Genomic DNA, 20,295 nt, shown 5'->3' with positions numbered 1-20,295 from the left:
GATGATGACGCATACGTTCTACATCTCCATGTCCTATGCGGTCACCGCCTTGATTACCCTCTGTCTGATCGGCTGGGTATGGCTTGACGGCCGCGCCCGGCAGAAGGAACTGGCGGAACTCGAAGCCTCCGGTATCCGCCGCCGTTCAGCACAGCCCAAGGGTGACCTGGCGAAGGGTGACGCATCATGAGCGTCGAGACCGAAAACCAGCCGGTACAGCGCAAAGGCTTCGCACGCTACGCGCTGGCGCTGATCCCGCTCATTGTTTTCCTCGGCTTTGCAGGCGTTGCCGGCAAGATGCTCTACGACCAGGACGTCAACGGCCGCGACATTTCCGCCATCCCCTCGGCGCTGATCGGCAAAAAAGCCCCGTCACTTTCGCTCCCACCGCTCGAAGGTTCGAACACGGCCGCTCTGACCGACGCTGCGATCACCGGCAAGCTGACGCTCGTCAACGTCTTCGCCTCGTGGTGCGTGCCCTGCCGGCAGGAACATCCGATCCTCAAGGCCCTGGCCGATGACAGCCGGCTGAATATCGTCGGCATCAACTACAAGGACCGCAATGACAACGCATTGCGTTTCCTCGGTGAACTCGGCAATCCTTATAAGGCAATCGGCGTCGATCCGAACGGCAAGGCGGCGATCGACTGGGGCGTCTACGGCATTCCGGAGAGCTATCTGGTGGGGCCGGACGGCACGATCCTCTACAAACGCGTCGGGCCTTTCGACGAGCGCAGCCTGACCCAGGAACTCATGCCGGCGATCGAAAAGGCGACAGCCGCCAAGAGCTGATCAGGGCAGCGCCGCCTGCCATTCGCGGATCGCATCGACCGGCCAAATGAGCATCAGCACGTTGAGGGTCAGGTTGTCGCGGATGATGAAGCCGGTCAGCAGCTCGAAGAAGATCGCGATCACGACCGTCAGCCAGACCGGCAGGCGCGCGGCGGCGAAGAAACCGATCACCATGAAGACGGTGTCCATCGCCGAATTGATGATGCTGTCGCCGGTATAGCCGAGCGCCATGGTCGCGGTACGATAGCGATCGATGATGATCGGCGAGTTTTCCGCAATCTCCCAGGCCGCCTCGATCAGGATCGCCAGCGAAAGCCGCCCGGTGAGTGGCGCGCGGCGCAGGATCAGCCAGCCGAGACCGTAGAAAAGGAAGCCGTGGATGATGTGGGACGGCGTGTACCAGTCGGACAGGTGCTGCGAGTTGCCGCTGGTGTTCACCCCGCCTTCCCAGAGCTTCACGAACCCGCACTCGCAAATCGGAATACGGCCCATCCAGTAGAGAATGGCAATCTGGCCCAAGAAGAGGATAAGCGCGGCAAGCAGCCAGCGCTTTGACGAGGAGCCGGAGGAGGAAAGGTCGAATGCCGTCACTTTTCGGTTTCCACAGCGGGCTCGGCAATTGTGTGCCGCATGATGAGCGGCATCTGGGCGAGTGTGAAGGCGATGGTGATCGGCATCGTGCCCCAGACCTTGAAGTTGACCCAGACCGCATCGGAGAAATTGCGCCAGACCACCTCGTTCAGCACGGCGAGGAACAGGAAGAAGATGCCCCAGCGGAGCGTCAGCTTCTTCCAGCCTGTTTCGTCAAGCTGGAATGCGGCGTTGAAGACATAGCCGAGCAACGATTTGCCGAACATCAGCCCCACAAGCAGCGTCACCCCGAACAGCGAATTGACGATGGTCGGCTTCATCTTGATGAAGGTCTCGTCCTGCAGCCAGATCGACAGCGAGCCGAAAATCATGACCACGATGCCGGAAACGAAGGGCATGACCGGCAGATGATGGAAGACGATCTTCGATATGACCAGCGAAACGACGGTCGCGACCATGAAGAGGGCCGTCGCGATGAGAAGCGGCCCGCCGATCGCCGAAAGCGCCGGGAATTTCGCGACGAGCCATTCACCGCGCAGGTTGCCGAAAAAGAAGACGAGAAGCGGGCCGATTTCGAGCGCCAGCTTCAGCATGGGATGCTGCTTTTCTTCCTTGGTCGGCGTGATGTCGCTTTCAATCGTCTGCATGGGTTCCAACTTTAACTCGTACCGGCAAAGCCAAATCGTCTTTCTGTGTCATCAATGCGTCAAACCGGCAATAGCGCTGGCAAAATCCTGCGCCTCGAACGGTTCGAGGTCGTCGACGCCCTCGCCGACGCCGATGAAATAGACCGGCAGCTTGTGCTTGGCGGCGATGGCGACCAAGATGCCCCCACGCGCCGTGCCGTCGAGCTTGGTCATGATGAGACCGCTGACGCCCGCCACGTTGCGGAAGATCTCCACCTGCTGCATGGCGTTCTGGCCGGTCGTGGCGTCCAGCGTCTGGAGAACCGTGTGCGGCGCATCCGGATCGAGCTTGCCCAGCACCCGGACGATCTTTTCGAGTTCGGCCATCAGCTCGGTGCGGTTCTGCAGCCGGCCGGCCGTATCGATGATGAGAACATCCGATTTGTTGGCGCGCGCCTGTTCGTAGGCGTCATAGGCAAGCCCTGCCGCATCCGCACCGAGCCTGGTGCCGATGAATTCCGATCCGGTGCGGTCCGCCCAGATCTTCAACTGCTCGATTGCGGCCGCGCGAAAGGTGTCGCCGGCGGCAAGCATGACCTTGAGGCCGGCACCGGAGAGCTTTGCTGCGAGCTTGCCGATCGTCGTCGTCTTGCCCGTGCCGTTGACGCCGACGACGAGAATGACATGCGGCTTGTGATTGAGATCGAGCTGTAGCGGCTTGGCGACCGGAGACAGGACCTTGGTGATCTCGCCAGCCATGATGCGCGAGACGTCCTCGCCGGTGACGTCCTTGCCATAGCGCTCCGAGGACAGCGCACCGGTGATGCGCATGGCCGTCTCGACGCCGAGATCCGCCTGGATCAGCAGGTCTTCCAGCTCCTCCAGCGTGTCCTCATCCAGCTTGCGCTTGGTGAACAGCGCCGTGATCTGGCCGGTAAGCTGCGATGAGGTGCGGGCAAGACCTGCCCGCAGGCGCTGGAACCAGGTGAGTTTTGGTTGAAGAGCAACCGGCGCGGGCGGGGGTTCCGGGCGGGAAGCGGAAAAACCTTTGGGGAGGACGGGGGCTTCTCTAGCCTCATCTTCCGAGGAAGCACCCCCCTCTGCCCTGCCGGGCATCTCCCCCTCAAGGGGGGAGATCGAGTCGCGGCTCGCTCCCTGCCCTAAAGCAGGCTTCGAATCTGCGGCAGTTTCGTCCAATGCCGGATGAGGCGGCTCATCCGTGATCTCCCCCCTTGAAGGGGAGATGCCCGGCAGGGCAGAGGGGGGTGCTTCCGCAGATGCAACCTCTTCTTCCTCAGCCTCGGCTTCCGCTTGAAGAAGCGACAACGGCACCACGCCGATATCGGTATTGGCTTCCGCAGCGGGAAGGAGCGGAGAAACATCCTCGTCGTCGGCCGCTTCCGGTTCGGAAGGCGCAGCCGACCGGGCCTCATCCTCGCCGACGCTATCCGCCGCAGGTCCACCCGCTGTCTCGATCTCCGTTGGCGCCACCGGATCGACGGGCGAAACCGGCAGGTCTTCGTCGCGGGATTTCGGTTCGAGCTCCGCTTCTACGGCTGCAACGTCTTCCGGCCTTTCAGCCTCAGGTGCCTGCTCTTCGGCGGGCTTGCCGAAGGTGAAGACGCGTTTGATGAAGCCCAATGCCATGAGAGATCAATCCGTTCCGGTTATGCCGCCAGGGCAGGCATCACCTGCATGTCCAGATGTCTGCCGTCATGGCCGGTAATGATAACGCGCTTGAAGTCGCGGGGAACAAGGCCGGGTGCCGCAACCAGCGAAAAGTTTTCAGTATGGGCCATGCCATTGTTCTCGATGATGACCGACTGCTCGGTGCCGACCATGCGATCAAGGTGTGCCCGATGCAGCACCTCGCCACGGGCACGCAGCCTTGCTGCGCGATCCTTGACCAGCGCCCGGTCGAGCTGCGGCATGCGTGCCGCCGGCGTGCCGGGCCGCGGGCTGTAGGGGAAGACGTGCAGGAAGGAGATACCGGCCTCTTCCGCAAGCGTCGCGGCATTCCCGAACATTTCTTCCGTTTCGGTCGGGAAACCCGCGATCATGTCGGCCCCGAAAGCAATATCGGGTCGGAGCCGCCGCGCCTGTTCGGTGAAGGCGAGTGCATCGGCGCGCGAATGGCGGCGCTTCATCCGCTTCAGGATCAGGTCGTCGCCGTGCTGCAGGGAAAGATGCAGATGCGGCATGAAACGCGGCTCGTCGGCGATCAGGTCCCAGAGGTGCTTGTCCGCCTCGATGCTGTCGATAGAGGAGAGACGCAGGCGAAGAATCTCCGGCACCTGTTTCAGCAATGTCTTCGCCAGGTAGCCAAGTGACGGCTGACCGGGAAGATCGGCGCCGTAGCTGGTGGCATCGACGCCGGTCAAAACGATCTCGCGATAGCCGCTTTCGGTGAGTTTGCGGGCCTGATCGACCACGGCGCCCATCGGCACGGACCGGGAATTGCCGCGGCCATAGGGGATGATGCAGAAAGTGCAGCGGTGGTCGCAGCCGTTCTGCACCTGGATGAAGGCGCGCACATGCCCGTCGATATGTCTGACCATCTGCGGCGCCGTGGCCCTGACGCTCATGATGTCGTTGACGCGCAGCTTCTCTTCCGCCGAGACGCCGAAATCCGGAAGCGCACGGTAGGACACGCTTTTCAGCTTCTCCTCGTTGCCGAGCACGGCATCGACTTCCGCCATGTCGGCAAAGGTCTGCTTTTCCGTCTGGGCGGCGCAGCCGGTGACGATGATGCGGGCATGCGGATTTTCACGCCGGGCGCGGCGGATCGCCTGGCGGGCCTGGCGGACGGCCTCGCCGGTGACGGCGCAGGTATTGACGAGGATCGCATTGTTGAGCCCCGCCTTTTCGGCTTCGGCCCGCATCACTTCCGATTCATAGGTGTTGAGCCGACAGCCGAAGGTGATGACATCGACGCCGCTCAATTGACCCCGGCCTCCCGCTCCTGGTCTCGTGTGAAGCTGCCTGTTTGAGGATCGACCTTGCCGGACCATTCCCATTCGGCCGGGCCGGTCATCACGACATGGTCGTCTTCCCGCCATTCGATGACGAGCGGCTGGCGGACCGGGCTGGAAGCGACATCGATCGTCACCTTGCGGCCGGTGCGGCCGGTGCGCGCGGCGGACACAGCAGAGGCGCAAGCCGCCGAACCGCAGGCAAGCGTCAGCCCGGCAGCGCGCTCCCAGGTGCGGGTGCGGAGCGACGAGGGGGATGTGACCTGCGCCAGCGTGATATTGGCCTTTTCCGGAAACATCGGGTGGTTTTCGAGGAGCGGCCCGAAACGTTCGAGATCGAAGCTCATCGGGTCGCGATCGACCCAGAAGATCGCATGCGGATTGCCCATCGACATGACCGACGGCGAATGCAGCACCGGCCGATCGATCGGCCCGATCTGCAGTTCGATACGGCTCGTATCGAAGAATTCTTCCGCGAGTGGAATGCGGTTCCATTCGAACACCGGCTTGCCCATGTCGACCGAGATCGTGCCGTCTTCGTGCTCCCGAGCGTTCAAAATGCCCGCGACCGTCTGGAAGGTGAAGGCCTTGCGGCCGGTCTCGGCGGCAAGCGCCTGGACGACGCAGCGCGTACCGTTGCCACAGGCCTGCGCCTTGGAACCGTCGGAGTTGAGGATGTCGATAAAGGCATCGGTGCCTTCCGCCTTCGGATCGTGGATCGCCATGATCTGATCGAACCGGGAGGCAGGATCGGCGTTCAGAGCAATGGCGGCCTCCGGCGTCACCTTGTCGGTGCGGCCGCGCATGTCGATGACCAGGATCTCGTTGCCAAGCCCGTTCATCTTCGCGAATTCGACCATATCTGCCATGACGCTCAATCCATTCCGGGCAAAATGCCGGTCTCTTGGGGCGTATATGGCGGAAATGCGGGGAAATTACCAGTGGGCGCAGATGGATAGACTCACCCCTTGGTGATGGTCGGTACTTCGTTTCGGACGGGGCGCTGAAAGCTGCCTCTTGAGTTTTAGTTTTGGGTAGCACCTCTCAGCGCCCCGTTCGGCGGTTTATGCCCGCGACTCCGATCCCTCTGCCTTGGCCCTTCCGGACGGTTTTCTGCCGCCGGGCTTTCGATTGGATCGACGGACAAGAAATCCGGCGAAACCATCCGTCGGGCCACCATGTGTGCCGCCCCAAAGCCGCCCGCGATCAGAGATCGCGGATAGCCGGCTTTGGCTCTTTAAGTGGAGCATGTACCTTTCGCCCGGCAAAGCCGGGCGGGACATGCTCGCCACGCCCGGCGCGCTGTTCGGGCATCAGAAGCGAAAGGCCGGTCCGCAACCTTTTCGCTTCCCCCGTGTCGCCGGAGGGAGACCATTTTCCGCGGACCCGGACGATGAGGTTCTGCGTCTTACCCTCACCGCCCGCGCCAGCCCCGCCTCGCCGGAACGCCTTCCGGTGTATCCGATGCGGGACGGGGAGATTGTAGGTACAAGGTGAGAGGGCGGGGATGAACAGAGACGTTTTTCCTGTCGATTTTTGCCAAGGCTTTGATTTACCTCACCATACCCCCCTCTGCCCTGCCGGGCATCTCCCCCTCAAGGGGAGATCGGATCGGCGCACTGACCTCCTCAAACAACCAACGCCGCCATATCTTTGCCTCAAACTGATTGCATAATGCAATCAGATAAGGAGACGGATATGGATAAGGCGGAAACCGTTCGGAAGCTCTTCGCCAATTACCTGGCCAACCGAAAAGACCTGACCGATCCGCTGCTGACGGATGATTTTACTTTTTCGAGCCCACGCGACGACCATATTGACAAGGCCATGTATTTCGAGCGCTGCTGGCCGCAACCGCCGATCTTCAGCCATATCGTCGTGGAACGGCTGTTCGTCAGTGGCGATGAGGTTGTCGTCGGATACAAGGGAGAAAAGGTCGCCGGCGGCGCTTTCCGCAATCTCGAACTGATGACCTTCCAGGGTGACCGGATCGCTTCGATCGAGGTTTACTTCGGGCGGGACGTTTAGGGACGTGCACTGGCAAGCCTTGACTTTCCCGCCCCTTTCCTGTTTAAGCCCGGCGATCTGCTGACAAGTCGAGAACTTGGAGCCGCCGACCGGGGCCGATAGACTGAGCCCGGAGGTCAACACCCGACAGCGCGTTGCGCCCTCGGGTGCTTTTTGGCTTTGTGTCTTGTTTTTGTCGCGGAGAGACCCGACGTTTCTGGAAATCCCCGAAACGCGAGAAGGAAGAAACGATGTTCGAAAGCCTCCAGGACCGTCTTGGCTCCATCTTGAGTGGACTGACCGGCCGTGGCGCATTGAGCGAAGCGGATGTTTCCGCCGCCCTGCGCGAGGTTCGCCGTGCGCTTCTGGAAGCGGACGTGGCGCTGGAAGTCGTCCGGTCCTTCACCGACAAGGTTCGTGAAAAGGCCGTCGGCGCGGAAGTCCTCAAATCGATCAAGCCCGGCCAGATGGTCGTCAAGATCGTCCATGACGAGCTCGTCGAGATGCTGGGCTCGGAGGGTGTGGGCATCGACCTGCATGCTGTGGCTCCCGTCGTCATCATGATGGTCGGCCTTCAGGGCTCGGGCAAGACGACCACGACCGGAAAGATCGCCAAGCGGCTGACCGATCGCGAAAAGAAGAAAGTGCTGATGGCGTCGCTTGACACGCGCCGCCCGGCAGCCCAGGAGCAGCTCCGTCAGCTCGGCGTCCAGACCGGCGTCGACACGCTGCCGATCATCGCCGGCCAGTCGCCGACCGATATCGCCGCGCGCGCCGTGCAGGCGGCAAAACTCGGCGGCCATGACGTCGTCATCCTCGATACCGCCGGCCGCACCCATATCGACGAACCGTTGATGCAGGAAATGGCGGAGATCAAGCGGAAGTCCAATCCGCATGAGATCCTGCTCGTCGCCGATAGCCTCACCGGCCAGGACGCGGTCAACCTGGCCCGCAATTTCGACGAGCGCGTCGGCATCACAGGTCTCGTCCTGACCCGCATGGACGGCGACGGCCGCGGCGGTGCTGCTCTTTCGATGCGCGCCGTCACCGGCAAGCCGATCAAGCTGATCGGCACCGGCGAGAAGATGACGGAGATGGAGGAATTCCATCCCCGCCGGATCGCCGACCGCATCCTGGGCATGGGCGACATCGTCTCGCTGGTCGAAAAGGCTGCGGAAAACATCGATGCGGAAAAAGCCGCGGCGATGGCGAAGAAGATGCAGTCGGGCAAGTTCGACCTGAACGACCTCGCCGAACAGCTGAAACAGATGAAGTCGCTCGGCGGCATGGGCGGCATCATGGGCATGATGCCGGGCATGGCCGGCATGAAGGACAAGCTCGCCGCCTCAGGCATGAACGACAAGATGTTCGATCGCCAGATCGCTATCATCCAGTCGATGACCAAGGCCGAACGCGCCAATCCCGATATCCTGAAGCATTCCCGCAAGAAGCGCATCGCTGCCGGTTCCGGCACCGATGCCTCCGACATCAACAAGCTTCTGAAAATGCACCGCCAGATGGCCGACATGATGAAAATGATGGGCGGCAAGGGCAAGGGCGGCATGATGAAGCAGATGATGGGCGGCCTTGCCTCGAAGATGGGTCTCGGCGGAATGGGCGGGATGGGCGGCATGCCCGACCTTTCCAAGCTCGACCCGAAGCAGATCGAAGCGCTGCAGAAGCAGGCCGAGGCCGCAGGCCTGAAGCCGGGCTCGATGCCGGGCCTGCCCGGCGGTGGCATGGGCGGACTTCCCGGCCTTGGCGCCGGCAAGCTGCCCGGTGGTTTGCCGGGTTTGGGCGGCGGCTTCCCGGGGCTTCCCGGCCTGCCCAAGAAGAAGTGATGAGGGAGGACGTTCGTGGTTGACCCCGAAGTCAAAGCAAGACTTTCAAGCTACCGCCAGTCGATCGACAACATCGACGCGGCGCTGGTGCATATGCTGGCGGAACGTTTCCGCTGCACCAAGGAGGTGGGCGTCCTGAAGGCCCAGTACAATCTGCCGCCGGCCGACCCGGCGCGCGAGGAATACCAGATCGAACGCCTTCGCCGTCTGGCGAAGGAAGCACATCTGGACCCGGATTTCGCCGAGAAGTTTCTGAACTTCGTCATCAAGGAAGTCATCCGGCATCATGAAGCCATCGCCGCCGAACATGGCGGCACGAAAGAAACCGCTTAGAACATATCGAAGACCAGCCCGCCTGATGGCGGCCTCAAGAAAAACCCAAGGAGTAAATCAATGTCCCTGAAAATTCGTCTCGCCCGCGGCGGCTCCAAGAAGCGTCCGTACTATCATATCGTCGTTGCCGACGCCCGCTCGCCCCGCGACGGCCGTTTCCTCGAAAAGCTCGGCGCCTGGAACCCGATGCTCGCCAAGGATGACGCCAAGCGCATCGAACTGAATGCCGAGCGCATCAAGCACTGGATCGACAACGGCGCCCAGCCGACCGACCGCGTCCTGCGTTTCCTCGCCGAAGCCGGCGTTGCCCAACGCGAAGCCCGCAGCAACCCGGAAAAGGCAAAGCCGGGCAAGAAGGCCCAGGAGCGTGCAGCCGAGAAGGCTCAGAAGGTCGCCGACGCAGCAGCCGCAGCCACCGAAGCCGCAGCGGAATAATTCTCTCTCCGTTCGGATCGCTTTTGACGGGTGGCACATCTTTGTGCTGCCCGTTTTGCTGTTTGCTTTTGATTGCACAAAGCTTAAATGAGGCGCAATACAACCGGAACGACCCGCATGGCGAAGCTTGAAAACCCCGTTTTGATGGCAACGATCGGCTCTGCTCAAGGCCTGAGGGGCGAGGTACGCGTGCGGTCCTATACGGCCGACCCGACGGCCCTCGGCGACTACGGTCACCTGCACAGCGAGGACGGGCGGGTTTTCGAGATCCTCGAAATCCGCGAAGCGAAGAATATGGCGATCGTCCGCTTCCGAGGCATCAACGACCGCAGTGCTGCCGAAGCTCTGAACGGTCTCGAACTCTTCATCGAACGGGACAACCTCCCGGACGAGGAGTTGGAGGAAGACGAATTCTATTATGCCGATCTCGAAGGCCTCGAAGCCGTCGATGAGGCAGGCAAGAGCTACGGCACCGTGAGCGCCGTCTATGATTTCGGCGCCGGCGACCTGCTGGAGCTCAAAGGTCCCGGCCGTCGCCCGGCGCTGATCCCTTTTTCGGAAGCGGCAGTGCTGGAGATCGACCTCGAAAACGGCAGGATCCTCATCGACCCGCAGGCGGCGGGGCTGATCGAGAACCCCGACGACGGCCGGACGCCCCCTCCCCGCAAAGGCAAGTGATGACCTTCCGCGCGACAATCCTGACGCTCTACCCGGAAATGTTCCCGGGGCATCTGGCCTTTTCGCTGGCCGGCAAGGCGCTTGAACGTGGCCAGTGGTCGCTCGATACGGTGCAGATCCGCGATTTCGCGGAGGACAGGCACCGCACGGTGGACGATACGCCGGCCGGCGGCGGCGCCGGCATGGTGCTGAAGCCGGATATTCTGGCGAAGGCGATCGACCGTGTTTCCGAAGATGACGGCCGGCCTCGCCTGCTGATGAGCCCGCGCGGGCGACCGCTGAAGCAGGCACGAGTGCGTGAGCTCGCCGCAAGCGATGGCGTGGTGATCGTCTGTGGCCGGTTCGAAGGGATCGACCAGCGGGTGATCGATGCGCGCAACCTCGAAGAGGTGTCGATCGGCGACTACATCCTCTCGGGCGGCGAGCCGGCTGCACTGACGCTGCTCGACGCCGTCATCCGCATCCTGCCGGGCGTCATGGGCAACGCGCTTTCCGGCACCCACGAGAGCTTCGCGGACGGCCTCCTCGAATATCCGCAATACACGCGGCCGCAGCTCTTCGAGGGCCGGGAAATCCCGGCCGTGCTCACCTCCGGCAATCATGCGGCGATCGAGAAATGGCGGCTCGAAGAAGCGAGGAAGCTGACGGCCGAACGCAGGCCGGACCTTCTCTCCAATCAGCCAGTCACGAAATAGTAGACCGTCAGGCCGATCCCGACGGCAACGACGCACCAGCGCATGACGGACTGCGGCACGCGCCGCGCCATCCACACACCCGCATATCCGCCGAGTGCGCCGGCCGGAATCATGACAATGGCCTCGGCCCAGGCGATCACCCCGCCGCCCACGAAAACCACGATGGCGACTGCCGCGATCAGCACCGCCAGCAGGTTCTTCAGCGCGTTGAGATGATGATACGTCCCGCCGGTGGTGATGCCCAGCACCGCGAGCATCATGATGCCCATGCCGGCGCCGAAGAAGCCGCCATAGATGGATGTCAGGAACTGGCCGATGATGCAGGCGGGCGAATTCCCCGACCGTTCGGTGGAGGATTTCGGCTTCAGCCAGGGGCCGGCGGCAAATACAGCCGTCGCGGCAGCGAGCAGCCAGGGAACGATCTGGCGGAAGGAAGGATTGTCGAGCGACAGGAGCGCAAAAGCGCCGGCAAACGCGCCGACGACCGAGACGATGGCCAGCAGGAGGGCGCTGCGCCAGCGGTGAGCGATCTCATCCCGATAGGCGATCGTCGAGGTGATATAACCAGGAAACTGTACGATCGACGAGGTGGCGTTGGCGGAAATCGGCGGAACGCCCGCAAGCGTCATGGCTCCGAATGTCAGGAACGTGCCTCCGCCCGCGATCGCGTTCACAGCACCGGACAGAAAGCCCGCGGCGGCGAGCAACGCTATCATCGTGATTGTCATGGTGTTTCCTCATCCCTTACGCGTGACATAGCCGCTTCGGAACCAGGCGGCAACGGCCGGCACATTCGTCACAAAATCGCGATGCAAGGGATGACAAGCGGGTTCGTTTCGTGTATTGGCCCACGCGGAAATGGGATCTGTCCCATCGACCGGCAACAAAGAATGGCGAACCCGCTCTGCCGACAAGGCAAACCCCGAGGCTTTGACCCAGGGATCATCGAGCGCTCTGGCTGTTTCAGAAGAACCAAAGGTTTGAAACGATGAACATCATTCAGCAGCTTGAGGCCGAACAGGTCGCCAAGATCGAAGCCAAGCGCACGCTTCCCGAATTCTCCCCGGGCGATACCGTCCGCGTCAACGTGCGCGTCACGGAAGGCAACCGCACCCGCGTGCAGGCCTATGAAGGCGTCTGCATCGCCCGCTCCGGCGGTGGCCTCAACGAAAGCTTCACCGTCCGCAAGATCTCCTACGGCGAAGGCGTCGAGCGTGTATTCCCGATCTGCTCGCCGATGGTCGAGAGCGTGGAAGTGGTCCGCCGCGGTAAGGTCCGCCGCGCCAAGCTCTACTACCTGCGCGATCGTCGCGGCAAGTCGGCCCGTATCGTCGAGAACACCAATACCCGCGCCCGCAAGCTGAACGAAGCAGAGCGCGCCGCAGCCGCCGAGGAGCGTGCACGCATCGAGGCCGAGAAGGTCGCAGCCGCCCAGGCGCTTGCCGCGGAAAAGGCAGCAGCCGAAGCCGCAGAAGCAAAGGCCGCAGCAGAAGCTGCCGAAGCAGCCAAGGCTGCGGAAGCTTCTGCCGAATAAGCTTCGGACAATCATTTCGGAAAAGGCGGCCGGCGTGCCGCCTTTTTTGTTTGTGGCGCAGTCGACGCAATGACGCGCCTTGCCATCCGCTTTTGAAATGTGAGAATTTCGGACGACTGATCTTCTAGGAGTTTTTCGATGCTCGCCCGACGCACCGTTCTCGCCGGCTTTGTTGCGCTCGCTCTCGCCCCGGCCCTGAGTATTGCCGCCGAATTGCCGGACCTGAAGGGTCGGACCGTCGTCATCGTGACCGAAAACGCCTATCCGCCGCTGCAGTTCGTGGATCCCAAGAACGGCCAGGCGATCGGCTGGGAATATGACGCTATGAACGAAATCGCCAAACGGTTGAATTTCAAGGTCGAGTACCAGAACACCAGTTGGGACGCGATGATCCAGGCGGTTTCCGACGGCCAATACGACATCGGCATGACCGGCATCACGATCAAGGACGACCGCAAGGAGAAGGTCGATTTCTCCGATCCCTACATGCGCTCGCAGCAACTCATGCTGGTGCGCGGCGACGAGAAGCGGTTTACCGATGCCAAGAGCTTTGCCGCCCTGGACAACGGACTGATCGGCGCGCAGCCGGGAACGAGTCCATTCTACACTGCGGTCTATGAGATTCTGGATGGCAATGAGCAAAACCCGCGGATCAAGCTCTTCGAGACTTTCGGCGCGACCGTACAGGCCCTGAAGGCGGGCGACGTTGACCTGGTGCTGACGGACAGCACTGCCGGCGAAGGTTATGTCAAGGCCTCCGGCGGCTCCTTGAAGACCATCGGTGAACCGCTCGGCACGGAGGATTTTGGCTTCATCTTCAACAAGGGGTCCGACCTCGTCGCGCCGGTCAACGCGGCGATCGCAGCGCTGAAGGCCGACGGCACGCTGGATATGCTCAACAGGAAATGGTTCCTCGACTACAAGATGGGCGAATAAGGGCATGGCGCCTCCGCGCTGGAAAGCCGGGCTTGAGGATTTCCCCTGGTGGCTGGTGGCATTCGGAGCTCTCTGCCTCGGCCTCGCAATTGTCATAGCCGCCAGCGATCTCTACGTGCAGGTCTTCGGTGTCGTCGTCAAAGGCATCGGCATCACGATCGGCGTGACGCTGGCCGCCTTCGCGCTTGCGACGGCATTGGGTCTGGCGATCGCGCTAGCCGGACTTTCCGGCAACGTCGTGCTGAGGCAGATCGCTCGCTTCTATGTCGAACTGATCCGCGGCATCCCGATCCTCGTCCTGCTCTTCTATATTGCCTTCGTCGGCGCACCGGGTTTCGTGGCGCTCTATAACTGGGCGCTGGCGCCGCTGATCGCGCGGGGATGGGCGGAAGCGCTTCTCGTGCGCGACGTTTCGCCGCTGTGGCGGGCGGTGATTGCCCTGACGATCGGCTATGCCGCCTTCATTGCCGAGATTTTTCGCGCCGGCTTTCAATCGGTGAATGAAGGGCAGATCGAGGCGGCCAAGGCGCTTGGTCTCACGCGCTTCCAGCGCTTCCGCTTGATTGTCTTTCCGCAGGCGATGCGGGTGATCTTCCCTCCGCTTTCCAACGATTTCGTCTCGATGGTCAAGGATTCATCGCTCGTCTCGGTGCTTGGCGTCGCCGACATCACCCAGATGGCCAAGGTTTATGCGGCCGGTTCCTTCCGCTTCTTCGAGACCTATTCCATCGTCACCTATATCTACCTCATCCTGACGATCGGCCTGTCGCTCATGCTGCGCAGCATCGAGGGTCGGATGCGCAGACGGACAGAGCGGTGAAGGCGCGAAGACTGCAAACTATATTCCGTCATGCCCGGGCCCGTCCCGAGCATCTGCAACCATTTTATCCCGTGAGGTGCAGCAGATCCTCGGCACGAGGCCGAGGATGACGTCGAGGGCGGAGCAGCGTTTGTCAAACAAAGCCCAGGCGGCGGCCCGGAGGCCGCCTCACGTTCCATCTCAAGCTCTTCCGAGCGCCAAACGCAGCGAGATTTCGACGGGCGAGTAGCCGCCGTTCTCGCGCTCCAATCGATATTGCTCCGCAAGACCGAGCGGCGGTTGCGCCATGAAACGCGGCTCCGTGCCGCGATGCTTCTGCGCCGCATGGATGAGCAAGGGGTGGCAAAGATAGACGGTACCGGCCTCCCCGGTCGCCAGCACCTCCGGGCGGCCGGTGCCGACATGCTCCAGCCTCATCGGCGGCATGCCCGCTTCGCCAGCCGGTTCGAGCAGCCGCGCCATGTCCATGTGCGAACCCGGCCGGATGCGGGTCGGTGCATCGTTCTCCCCGACATCGGAGAACAGGAAGAGCATCAGCAGCGCCCGATCGCGCGAGGTATAGTTCGCCCGCCAGTTGGAAAAGTCATGCTGTTCGCTCGGGTTCGACAGGGGCTTGGGGAAGCTGAGGTCGATATGCCATCCGTCGTCGCCGGCACTGTCCGGATGCGGAAAGCGCACCGGGAAACTGCCGAGCCCTTTGCGCGCCAGCCAGCGGCCCTTGCCGACGAGCTGGTCGAAAGCCTGATGGAGAACCGCTGTGTTGGCAGCGATCTCGAACGGTCCGCCGCCATAGCCGGGTAGCCGGACGACGGGCAGCGTCCAGGTTTTCGGATCGTCACGATCGAAAGGAATGTCGCGCCACATGATGTTGCGAGCTTCCGCAGCGATCTCTTTGGGAAAGGCATTGTCGATCCGCACGAAGCCGTCACGGATGAAGGCAGTGATCTCGGCAGCAGACAGCGCCCGCGCCTGGGCAGGATGATGATCGGTCATGTTAAAAACTCTCAGCTGATGCTCCGCTTCATCGGCACGCACGATGCTCGGGACGGAGTGTTTCGGTCATGAACCATCGCCGGCCCGAAGGGTCGCGGCTTGGCTCGTGTTCTTCATGGCCTGCAGCTCAGGCGGCTATGAAGAAGACCGAAGCGATATGGCGAGTGTTCATCATCATGATCGGACCAAGGTAAAGTCCGCGCTCCGCAGCGTCAACGGCCGCGAGGCGCGATCTACATCAATAGACTTCCGGAACGTACATGTCCGGCGGCACCGGATGGCGGATATAGTCCGGATGGCGGACGCGTTCGGGAAGCATGACCGTCTCTTTCGGCGCCGTCTCGTAAGGAACCTGCGCAAGAAGGTGGGCAATCATGTTGAGCCGTGCCCTCTTCTTGTCGACGGCCTGCACGACCCACCATGGCGCTTCCGGAATGTGGGTGCGCTCCATCATCTCCTCCTTGGCCTTGGTATATTCCTCCCAGTGAACGCGGCTTTCGAGGTCCATCGGGGAGAGCTTCCACTGCTTCAGCGGATCATGGATGCGCATCTTGAAGCGGAATTCCTGCTCCTCATCGGTGATCGAGAACCAGTATTTGAGGAGAATGATGCCGGAGCGGACAAGCATGCGCTCGAATTCCGGCACAGAGCGGAAGAATTCCTCCAGCTCGTCCGGCGTGCAGAAGCCCATGACCCGCTCGACGCCGGCGCGGTTATACCAGGAGCGGTCGAACATCACCATTTCGCCGGCCGTCGGCAGGTGTGGCACATAGCGCTGGAAATACCACTGGTTCTGCTCGCGCTCGGTCGGGGCCGGGAGTGCTACGACGCGGCAGACGCGCGGATTGAGGCGCTGGGTGACGCGTTTGATCGCCCCGCCCTTGCCGGCGGAATCGCGGCCCTCGAAGATCACCACCATCTTCAGCTTCTTGTACTGGACCCAATCCTGCAGGCGGACAAGCTCATGCTGGAGACGGAAGAGCTCGCGGAAATAGATCCTGCGGTCCAGCGTCTGCTCGGCGGGGCCTGACATGCCCTCGACGACCAGCTCATCAAGCTGATCTTCCTCCATCTGCATTTCCAGCTCTTCATCGAAGCTGTCGGCAATCTCTTCCTTGATGCGGCTGAGCTGTTCGTGAATGGGTTCGGACATTGAGCATCCCTCTGTTTTGGAAGCCCAGATCAAGCACGTTTCGGCGAAAACTTTATGACAGCGATGCGACAGGTCGTCCGCAACGCAATCCCGTTGCCGATTTCGTTGGAAACTGATATGGAAGCCGCTATGGGATCGAAATTCGGATGCCTCGCGAACCAGTTCATCGTGCTGCAGGACCACAAACGCCTGCCGGCACGCTTCTTCGCGCGCGTTTCCGGGGCGCTTTGCGACCGACTTAGCTGATCTTTCTCAGCTTGAAGGCAGCCTGCGGCTGCCGCACCCACATCCCTCGTTCCATTCAGCTTTACGGATAGCACAGCCATGAGCGCACCCCGCACCCTTTACGACAAGATCTGGGACGACCACGTCGTCTCCGAAGACGAAAACGGCACCTGTCTTCTCTACATCGACCGTCACCTCGTGCACGAAGTGACGTCGCCGCAGGCTTTCGAAGGCCTGCGCATGGCCGGCCGAAAAGTCCGCGCGCCTGAAAAGACCCTCGCCGTCGTCGACCACAACGTACCGACCACCGCCGACCGCCACGAGGGCATCAAGAATGAGGAAAGCCGTATCCAGGTGGAGGCGCTCGCCCAGAACGCCAAGGATTTCGGCGTCGAGTATTATTCCGAAAAGGACGTCCGCCAGGGCATCGTCCATATCGTCGGTCCGGAACAGGGTTTCACCCTGCCCGGCATGACGATCGTCTGCGGTGACAGCCACACTTCGACGCATGGTGCTTTCGGCGCGTTGGCGCACGGTATCGGCACCTCCGAAGTCGAGCATGTGCTCGCCACCCAGACGCTGGTGCAGAAGAAGGCGAAGAACATGCTGGTGCGCGTCGACGGCCAGCTTCCGCCGGGCGTCACCGCCAAGGACATCATCCTCGCGATCATCGGCGAGATCGGCACTGCCGGCGGCACCGGCCACGTCATCGAATTCGCCGGCGAAGCGATCCGCTCGCTCTCCATGGAAGGCCGCATGACGGTCTGCAACATGACGATCGAAGGCGGCGCCCGTGCCGGCCTGATCGCGCCGGATGAAACGACCTTCGCCTATATCAAGGACAAGCCCCGCGCCCCGAAGGGAAAGGCCTGGGACATGGCCCTCGACTACTGGAAGACGCTGAAGACGGATGAAGGCGCGCATTTCGACAAGGTCGTCGTTCTCGATGCCGCCAACCTGCCGCCAATCGTCTCCTGGGGCTCCTCCCCCGAAGACGTCGTCTCGGTTCAAGGCGTGGTGCCGAACCCGGACGACATCCGGGACGAGACGAAGCGTACCTCCAAGTGGCGTGCGCTCGACTACATGGGCCTGAAGCCCGGTACCAAGATCACCGATATCGCGGTCGATCGCGTCTTCATCGGCTCCTGCACCAACGGCCGCATCGAGGACCTGCGCGCCGCGGCGAAGGTCGTCGAAGGCAGGAAGGTGGCCTCCACGGTCAATGCCATGATCGTCCCGGGCTCGGGCATCGTCAAGGAACAGGCGGAAGCCGAAGGCCTCGACAAGATCTTCAAGGAAGCCGGTTTCGAATGGCGTGAGCCGGGCTGCTCCATGTGCCTTGCCATGAACGACGACCGTCTGAAGCCAGGCGAACGCTGCGCCTCCACCTCGAACCGCAATTTCGAGGGCCGCCAGGGCTACAAGGGCCGCACCCATCTCGTCTCGCCGGCCATGGCCGCCGCAGCCGCGATCGCCGGCCACTTCGTCGATATCCGCGAGTGGAAGTAATCATTCGCCGCATGAGGTCAGACGCATGCCGCCCGTTCCGCGGGCGGCATTTTTGTTGATGCTGGCCTGAAAGGCAGACAAGCGCCCGCTTTGCCCTCATAATGGCCACCATGTCCAAGCGACCGCAAAAACAGTCGAATGAAACGGACCGCAGGCTGATCTTCCTGCGGCATGCGAAATCGGCATGGCCGGAAGGCGTGGCGGACAAGGAACGGCCTCTCGCGACGCGCGGCAGCAAAGCGGCTTCGCTGATGGGCGACTATATGGCCCGCGAGGGACTCGTCCCTGATCTTGCCCTCATATCCACGGCGCGGCGGACAGAGGAGACGTGGGCGCTGGTTCGCGAGAAGTTGCCCAGGGACGTGGAAGCGCGCAATTTCGCCGGACTCTATGCCGCACCTGCAACGACGATTCTGGATATCCTGGCGCAAGTCGAACCCGGTTGCCGCAGCGTTCTGATCATCGGGCACAATCCCGGCATCGAGCAACTTGCGCTCACCCTGGTCGGGACGGGCAACGCAGACGCCCGACAGGCGATGGCGGAGAAATATCCGACCGCCGGCCTTGCCGTGATCGATTTCGACGCGGCAGACTGGCAAAGCATCGGCAAGGGGTCCGGCCGCCTGGAGCGCTTTGTCACGCCACGTTCCCTTGAGTGAGCGACGGAGCCCCGGAATCAGCCGATCACCTGCACGGCCGTTCCCTTCCTCATGAACCGGATGAGCCGCTGCATGTCCCGGAAGCTGACGGCAATGCAGCCGGCGGTCGGCTGGTAGCCGGGCTTGATCAGGTGGAAGAAGATCGCCGAACCGCGATGGCGGCGTCGCGAAGTGATGTTCCAGTCGAGCACGAGACAAATATCGTAAAGCCCGTCGGCACGCATCATCTCTTCATGGCTCGGCCGGAAGGGCGCCTTGACGAGGCGATTGTAGGAAGGATGATACGGCAGGTCGCACCAAAGCATGTCCTTTCGAATGCGCTTGATTGGCAAGGCCGTCGGCGACAGACGCACCCGCTCGCCACGCACGAAACCATAAAGAAGAGGCATCGCGGCAATCGGCGTCGCGCCGTCTCCTTCCCGCTTGAAGGCGCTTGTGCCGGAGCGGCCGATCGCTGCCGGCAATGCGATACCGTCAAAGGATACGATCGCTCGCCGGCGATCGCGCGGCGCCGTCCTGACGGCGATCACATTCGGCTTGCGGCCCGGGCCGCGAAAACGCTGTATTTTTCTCACAAGTTTTTGCTTTGAATATGATTTCGTTTGAATTCATAGCACATGAGAGCGTCGCGCGTCCTTACGGACGCACAAGGGACGCTCCAACATATTTGACTCTAGGCATCTTGCCTTCCGAAAATCGATTTCGATTTTCAGGTCGATGCTGTAGGGATTTAGATCGAGGACTCTGATCGCGTTCGGCACGCGGAAATTGCAGACGCCGAGGCGAACAAGACGAAAGGCAGGAAGCATGGCAGCCCGCACGATACTCCTGGTGGATGACGACGACGATCTGCGCGAGACCCTGGTCGAGCAACTGTCGTTTTACGATGAATTCTCGATCCTTCAGGAGCCGAATGCCGCCAAGGCGCTGCAAACGGCCAAGAGCGCCCAGATCGATCTCCTGATCATGGATGTCGGCCTGCCGGACATGGACGGGCGCGAGGCGGTAAAACTCCTGCGCAAGAACGGTTTCAAGGCGCCGATCATCATGCTGACCGGCCATGATACCGATTCCGATACGATCCTCGGGCTCGAAGCCGGCGCCAACGACTATGTCACCAAGCCCTTCCGCTTCGCGGTCCTGTTGGCGCGTATCCGCGCTCAGCTTCGGCAGTACGAGCAGAGCGAGGACGCAACGTTCACGGTCGGCCCTTATCTCTTCAAGCCGAGCCAGAAACTGCTCACCACCGAGGACGGCAAGAAGATCCGGCTCACCGAAAAGGAAGCGGCAATCATCCGCTATCTCTACCGCGCCGGCCAGAAGGTCGTGACCCGCGACGTGCTGCTCGAGGAAGTCTGGGGCTACAATTCCGGCGTCACCACCCACACGCTGGAAACCCATGTCTATCGCCTGCGCCAGAAGATCGAGCGCGACCCCTCCAGCGCCGAAATCCTGGTTACCGAAAACGGCGGCTACAAGATCGTCCCCTGACAGGC

General features: G+C 61.9%; 24 protein-coding genes. 15 read left to right on the top strand and 9 right to left on the bottom strand.

Going from position 1 to position 20,295, the window contains the following annotated elements:
• Positions 1-4 precede the first annotated feature (4 nt).
• Together ccmD and JL39_RS23990 are read left to right on the top strand one after the other, a co-directional pair.
• Entirely contained in the window at positions 5-190 is a 186-nt protein-coding gene (gene ccmD / locus JL39_RS23995; protein WP_037157268.1) for a heme exporter protein CcmD, read from the top strand.
• On the top strand, positions 187-792 hold the full coding sequence (locus JL39_RS23990; protein WP_037156686.1) for a DsbE family thiol:disulfide interchange protein: 606 nt from the start codon (positions 187-189) through the stop codon (positions 790-792). Before ccmD ends, JL39_RS23990 begins: the two co-directional genes overlap by 4 nt.
• Here JL39_RS23990 and JL39_RS23985 read toward each other — a convergent pair whose 3' ends face one another.
• From JL39_RS23985 to dapF, 5 genes are read right to left on the bottom strand one after another with little or no spacing between them, the layout of a single operon-like run.
• Positions 793-1,383 (bottom strand): DUF2585 domain-containing protein, encoded by a 591-nt coding sequence (locus JL39_RS23985; RefSeq protein WP_037156684.1) that lies wholly within the window; start codon positions 1,381-1,383, stop codon positions 793-795.
• Positions 1,380-2,030 (bottom strand): septation protein A, encoded by a 651-nt coding sequence (locus JL39_RS23980; protein WP_037156682.1) that lies wholly within the window; start codon positions 2,028-2,030, stop codon positions 1,380-1,382. Before JL39_RS23980 ends, JL39_RS23985 begins: the two co-directional genes overlap by 4 nt.
• A 51-nt stretch (positions 2,031-2,081) precedes the next feature.
• Entirely contained in the window at positions 2,082-3,656 is a 1,575-nt protein-coding gene (gene ftsY, locus JL39_RS23975; RefSeq protein ID WP_037156681.1) for a signal recognition particle-docking protein FtsY, read from the bottom strand.
• A gap of 20 nt (positions 3,657-3,676) precedes the next feature.
• Entirely contained in the window at positions 3,677-4,951 is a 1,275-nt protein-coding gene (gene mtaB, locus JL39_RS23970; RefSeq protein ID WP_037156680.1) for a tRNA (N(6)-L-threonylcarbamoyladenosine(37)-C(2))-methylthiotransferase MtaB, read from the bottom strand.
• Positions 4,948-5,850, bottom strand: a complete 903-nt coding sequence (dapF, locus tag JL39_RS23965) for a diaminopimelate epimerase (protein ID WP_037156678.1) — start codon at positions 5,848-5,850, stop codon at positions 4,948-4,950. Before dapF ends, mtaB begins: the two co-directional genes overlap by 4 nt.
• A gap of 829 nt (positions 5,851-6,679) precedes the next feature.
• Here dapF and JL39_RS23955 point away from each other — a divergent pair.
• The 6 genes from JL39_RS23955 (at position 6,680) to trmD (ending at position 10,970) form a co-directional block, all read left to right on the top strand.
• On the top strand, positions 6,680-7,009 hold the full coding sequence (locus JL39_RS23955) for a nuclear transport factor 2 family protein (RefSeq protein ID WP_037156674.1): 330 nt from the start codon (positions 6,680-6,682) through the stop codon (positions 7,007-7,009).
• Between the two features lie 230 nt (positions 7,010-7,239).
• A complete protein-coding gene (gene ffh, locus JL39_RS23950) occupies positions 7,240-8,829 on the top strand; it encodes a signal recognition particle protein (RefSeq protein WP_037156672.1) in 1,590 nt (529 codons plus the stop codon).
• Between the two features lie 15 nt (positions 8,830-8,844).
• Positions 8,845-9,162, top strand: coding sequence for a chorismate mutase (locus tag JL39_RS23945; RefSeq protein WP_037156667.1), 318 nt, complete (start codon positions 8,845-8,847; stop codon positions 9,160-9,162).
• Between the two features lie 60 nt (positions 9,163-9,222).
• Positions 9,223-9,597, top strand: coding sequence for a 30S ribosomal protein S16 (gene rpsP, locus JL39_RS23940; RefSeq protein ID WP_037156665.1), 375 nt, complete (start codon positions 9,223-9,225; stop codon positions 9,595-9,597).
• A gap of 117 nt (positions 9,598-9,714) precedes the next feature.
• Positions 9,715-10,275: a ribosome maturation factor RimM gene (rimM, locus tag JL39_RS23935; RefSeq protein WP_037156663.1), complete on the top strand. Its 561-nt coding sequence runs from the start codon at positions 9,715-9,717 to the stop codon at positions 10,273-10,275.
• Complete coding sequence (gene trmD, locus JL39_RS23930; RefSeq protein ID WP_037156661.1) at positions 10,275-10,970, top strand: tRNA (guanosine(37)-N1)-methyltransferase TrmD; 696 nt, start codon at positions 10,275-10,277, stop codon at positions 10,968-10,970. The genes rimM and trmD overlap by 1 nt, the downstream gene beginning before the upstream one ends.
• Here trmD and JL39_RS23925 read toward each other — a convergent pair.
• Positions 10,952-11,698: a sulfite exporter TauE/SafE family protein gene (locus JL39_RS23925; RefSeq protein ID WP_037156658.1), complete on the bottom strand. Its 747-nt coding sequence runs from the start codon at positions 11,696-11,698 to the stop codon at positions 10,952-10,954. The two genes, trmD and JL39_RS23925, sit on opposite strands and share 19 nt — an antisense overlap.
• Positions 11,699-11,958: 260 nt before the next feature.
• On the opposite strand from JL39_RS23925, the gene rplS reads away from it, so the two are divergent.
• The 3 genes from rplS to JL39_RS23910 all read left to right on the top strand — a co-directional run bounded on the left by rplS (position 11,959) and on the right by JL39_RS23910 (position 14,260).
• Entirely contained in the window at positions 11,959-12,504 is a 546-nt protein-coding gene (gene rplS, locus JL39_RS23920) for a 50S ribosomal protein L19 (RefSeq protein ID WP_037156656.1), read from the top strand.
• A gap of 138 nt (positions 12,505-12,642) precedes the next feature.
• The gene (locus tag JL39_RS23915) at positions 12,643-13,440 is read left to right on the top strand and encodes a transporter substrate-binding domain-containing protein (RefSeq protein ID WP_037156654.1); all 798 of its coding nucleotides are present in this window, start codon (positions 12,643-12,645) and stop codon (positions 13,438-13,440) included.
• Between the two features lie 4 nt (positions 13,441-13,444).
• Entirely contained in the window at positions 13,445-14,260 is an 816-nt protein-coding gene (locus tag JL39_RS23910) for an amino acid ABC transporter permease (RefSeq protein WP_037156652.1), read from the top strand.
• A gap of 180 nt (positions 14,261-14,440) precedes the next feature.
• Here the strand turns inward: JL39_RS23910 and JL39_RS23905 are convergent, their stop codons facing one another.
• Positions 14,441-15,253 carry a phytanoyl-CoA dioxygenase family protein gene (locus JL39_RS23905; protein WP_037156650.1) on the bottom strand — a complete coding sequence of 271 codons (813 nt, stop codon included), beginning with the start codon at positions 15,251-15,253 and terminating at the stop codon, positions 14,441-14,443.
• 238 nt (positions 15,254-15,491) lie between these two features.
• A complete protein-coding gene (gene ppk2 / locus JL39_RS23900; protein WP_037156648.1) occupies positions 15,492-16,406 on the bottom strand; it encodes a polyphosphate kinase 2 in 915 nt (304 codons plus the stop codon).
• Positions 16,407-16,523: 117 nt separating this feature from the next.
• On the opposite strand from ppk2, the gene JL39_RS32840 reads away from it, so the two are divergent.
• The 3 genes from JL39_RS32840 (at position 16,524) to JL39_RS23885 (ending at position 18,799) form a co-directional block, all read left to right on the top strand.
• Positions 16,524-16,652: a hypothetical protein gene (locus JL39_RS32840; protein ID WP_152601252.1), complete on the top strand. Its 129-nt coding sequence runs from the start codon at positions 16,524-16,526 to the stop codon at positions 16,650-16,652.
• 78 nt (positions 16,653-16,730) lie between these two features.
• Positions 16,731-18,140 (top strand): 3-isopropylmalate dehydratase large subunit, encoded by a 1,410-nt coding sequence (gene leuC / locus JL39_RS23890; RefSeq protein WP_037156644.1) that lies wholly within the window; start codon positions 16,731-16,733, stop codon positions 18,138-18,140.
• Between the two features lie 110 nt (positions 18,141-18,250).
• Entirely contained in the window at positions 18,251-18,799 is a 549-nt protein-coding gene (locus tag JL39_RS23885; RefSeq protein WP_037157267.1) for a histidine phosphatase family protein, read from the top strand.
• A gap of 17 nt (positions 18,800-18,816) precedes the next feature.
• On the opposite strand, the gene JL39_RS23880 is transcribed toward JL39_RS23885, so the two are convergent.
• On the bottom strand, positions 18,817-19,365 hold the full coding sequence (locus JL39_RS23880; protein WP_037157265.1) for a L,D-transpeptidase family protein: 549 nt from the start codon (positions 19,363-19,365) through the stop codon (positions 18,817-18,819).
• A gap of 241 nt (positions 19,366-19,606) precedes the next feature.
• On the opposite strand from JL39_RS23880, the gene JL39_RS23875 reads away from it, so the two are divergent.
• Positions 19,607-20,290, top strand: coding sequence for a response regulator transcription factor (locus JL39_RS23875; RefSeq protein ID WP_037156642.1), 684 nt, complete (start codon positions 19,607-19,609; stop codon positions 20,288-20,290).
• Positions 20,291-20,295: the final 5 nt, after the last annotated feature.

Source organism: Rhizobium sp. YS-1r, from assembly GCF_000757525.1.
Lineage (GTDB): Bacteria > Pseudomonadota > Alphaproteobacteria > Rhizobiales > Rhizobiaceae > Neorhizobium > Neorhizobium petrolearium.
Note: the sequence above shows the minus strand (reverse complement) of the source record. Positions and strands in the feature narration are given on the sequence as shown.

Bases quoted from the DNA above. Each gene is read 5' to 3' on its own strand.
- ccmD (WP_037157268.1), top strand. From the start codon at position 5: ATGACGCATACGTTCTACATCTCCATGTCCTATGCGGTCACCGCCTTG.
- JL39_RS23990 (WP_037156686.1), top strand. From the start codon at position 187: ATGAGCGTCGAGACCGAAAACCAGCCGGTACAGCGCAAAGGCTTCGCA.
- JL39_RS23980 (WP_037156682.1), bottom strand. From the start codon at position 2,030: ATGCAGACGATTGAAAGCGACATCACGCCGACCAAGGAAGAAAAGCAG.
- ftsY (WP_037156681.1), bottom strand. From the start codon at position 3,656: ATGGCATTGGGCTTCATCAAACGCGTCTTCACCTTCGGCAAGCCCGCC.
- dapF (WP_037156678.1), bottom strand. From the start codon at position 5,850: ATGGCAGATATGGTCGAATTCGCGAAGATGAACGGGCTTGGCAACGAG.
- JL39_RS23955 (WP_037156674.1), top strand. From the start codon at position 6,680: ATGGATAAGGCGGAAACCGTTCGGAAGCTCTTCGCCAATTACCTGGCC.
- ffh (WP_037156672.1), top strand. From the start codon at position 7,240: ATGTTCGAAAGCCTCCAGGACCGTCTTGGCTCCATCTTGAGTGGACTG.
- rpsP (WP_037156665.1), top strand. From the start codon at position 9,223: ATGTCCCTGAAAATTCGTCTCGCCCGCGGCGGCTCCAAGAAGCGTCCG.
- rimM (WP_037156663.1), top strand. From the start codon at position 9,715: ATGGCGAAGCTTGAAAACCCCGTTTTGATGGCAACGATCGGCTCTGCT.
- trmD (WP_037156661.1), top strand. From the start codon at position 10,275: ATGACCTTCCGCGCGACAATCCTGACGCTCTACCCGGAAATGTTCCCG.
- JL39_RS23925 (WP_037156658.1), bottom strand. From the start codon at position 11,698: ATGACAATCACGATGATAGCGTTGCTCGCCGCCGCGGGCTTTCTGTCC.
- rplS (WP_037156656.1), top strand. From the start codon at position 11,959: ATGAACATCATTCAGCAGCTTGAGGCCGAACAGGTCGCCAAGATCGAA.
- JL39_RS23915 (WP_037156654.1), top strand. From the start codon at position 12,643: ATGCTCGCCCGACGCACCGTTCTCGCCGGCTTTGTTGCGCTCGCTCTC.
- JL39_RS23910 (WP_037156652.1), top strand. From the start codon at position 13,445: ATGGCGCCTCCGCGCTGGAAAGCCGGGCTTGAGGATTTCCCCTGGTGG.
- JL39_RS23905 (WP_037156650.1), bottom strand. From the start codon at position 15,253: ATGACCGATCATCATCCTGCCCAGGCGCGGGCGCTGTCTGCTGCCGAG.
- ppk2 (WP_037156648.1), bottom strand. From the start codon at position 16,406: ATGTCCGAACCCATTCACGAACAGCTCAGCCGCATCAAGGAAGAGATT.
- JL39_RS32840 (WP_152601252.1), top strand. From the start codon at position 16,524: ATGGAAGCCGCTATGGGATCGAAATTCGGATGCCTCGCGAACCAGTTC.
- leuC (WP_037156644.1), top strand. From the start codon at position 16,731: ATGAGCGCACCCCGCACCCTTTACGACAAGATCTGGGACGACCACGTC.
- JL39_RS23885 (WP_037157267.1), top strand. From the start codon at position 18,251: ATGTCCAAGCGACCGCAAAAACAGTCGAATGAAACGGACCGCAGGCTG.
- JL39_RS23875 (WP_037156642.1), top strand. From the start codon at position 19,607: ATGGCAGCCCGCACGATACTCCTGGTGGATGACGACGACGATCTGCGC.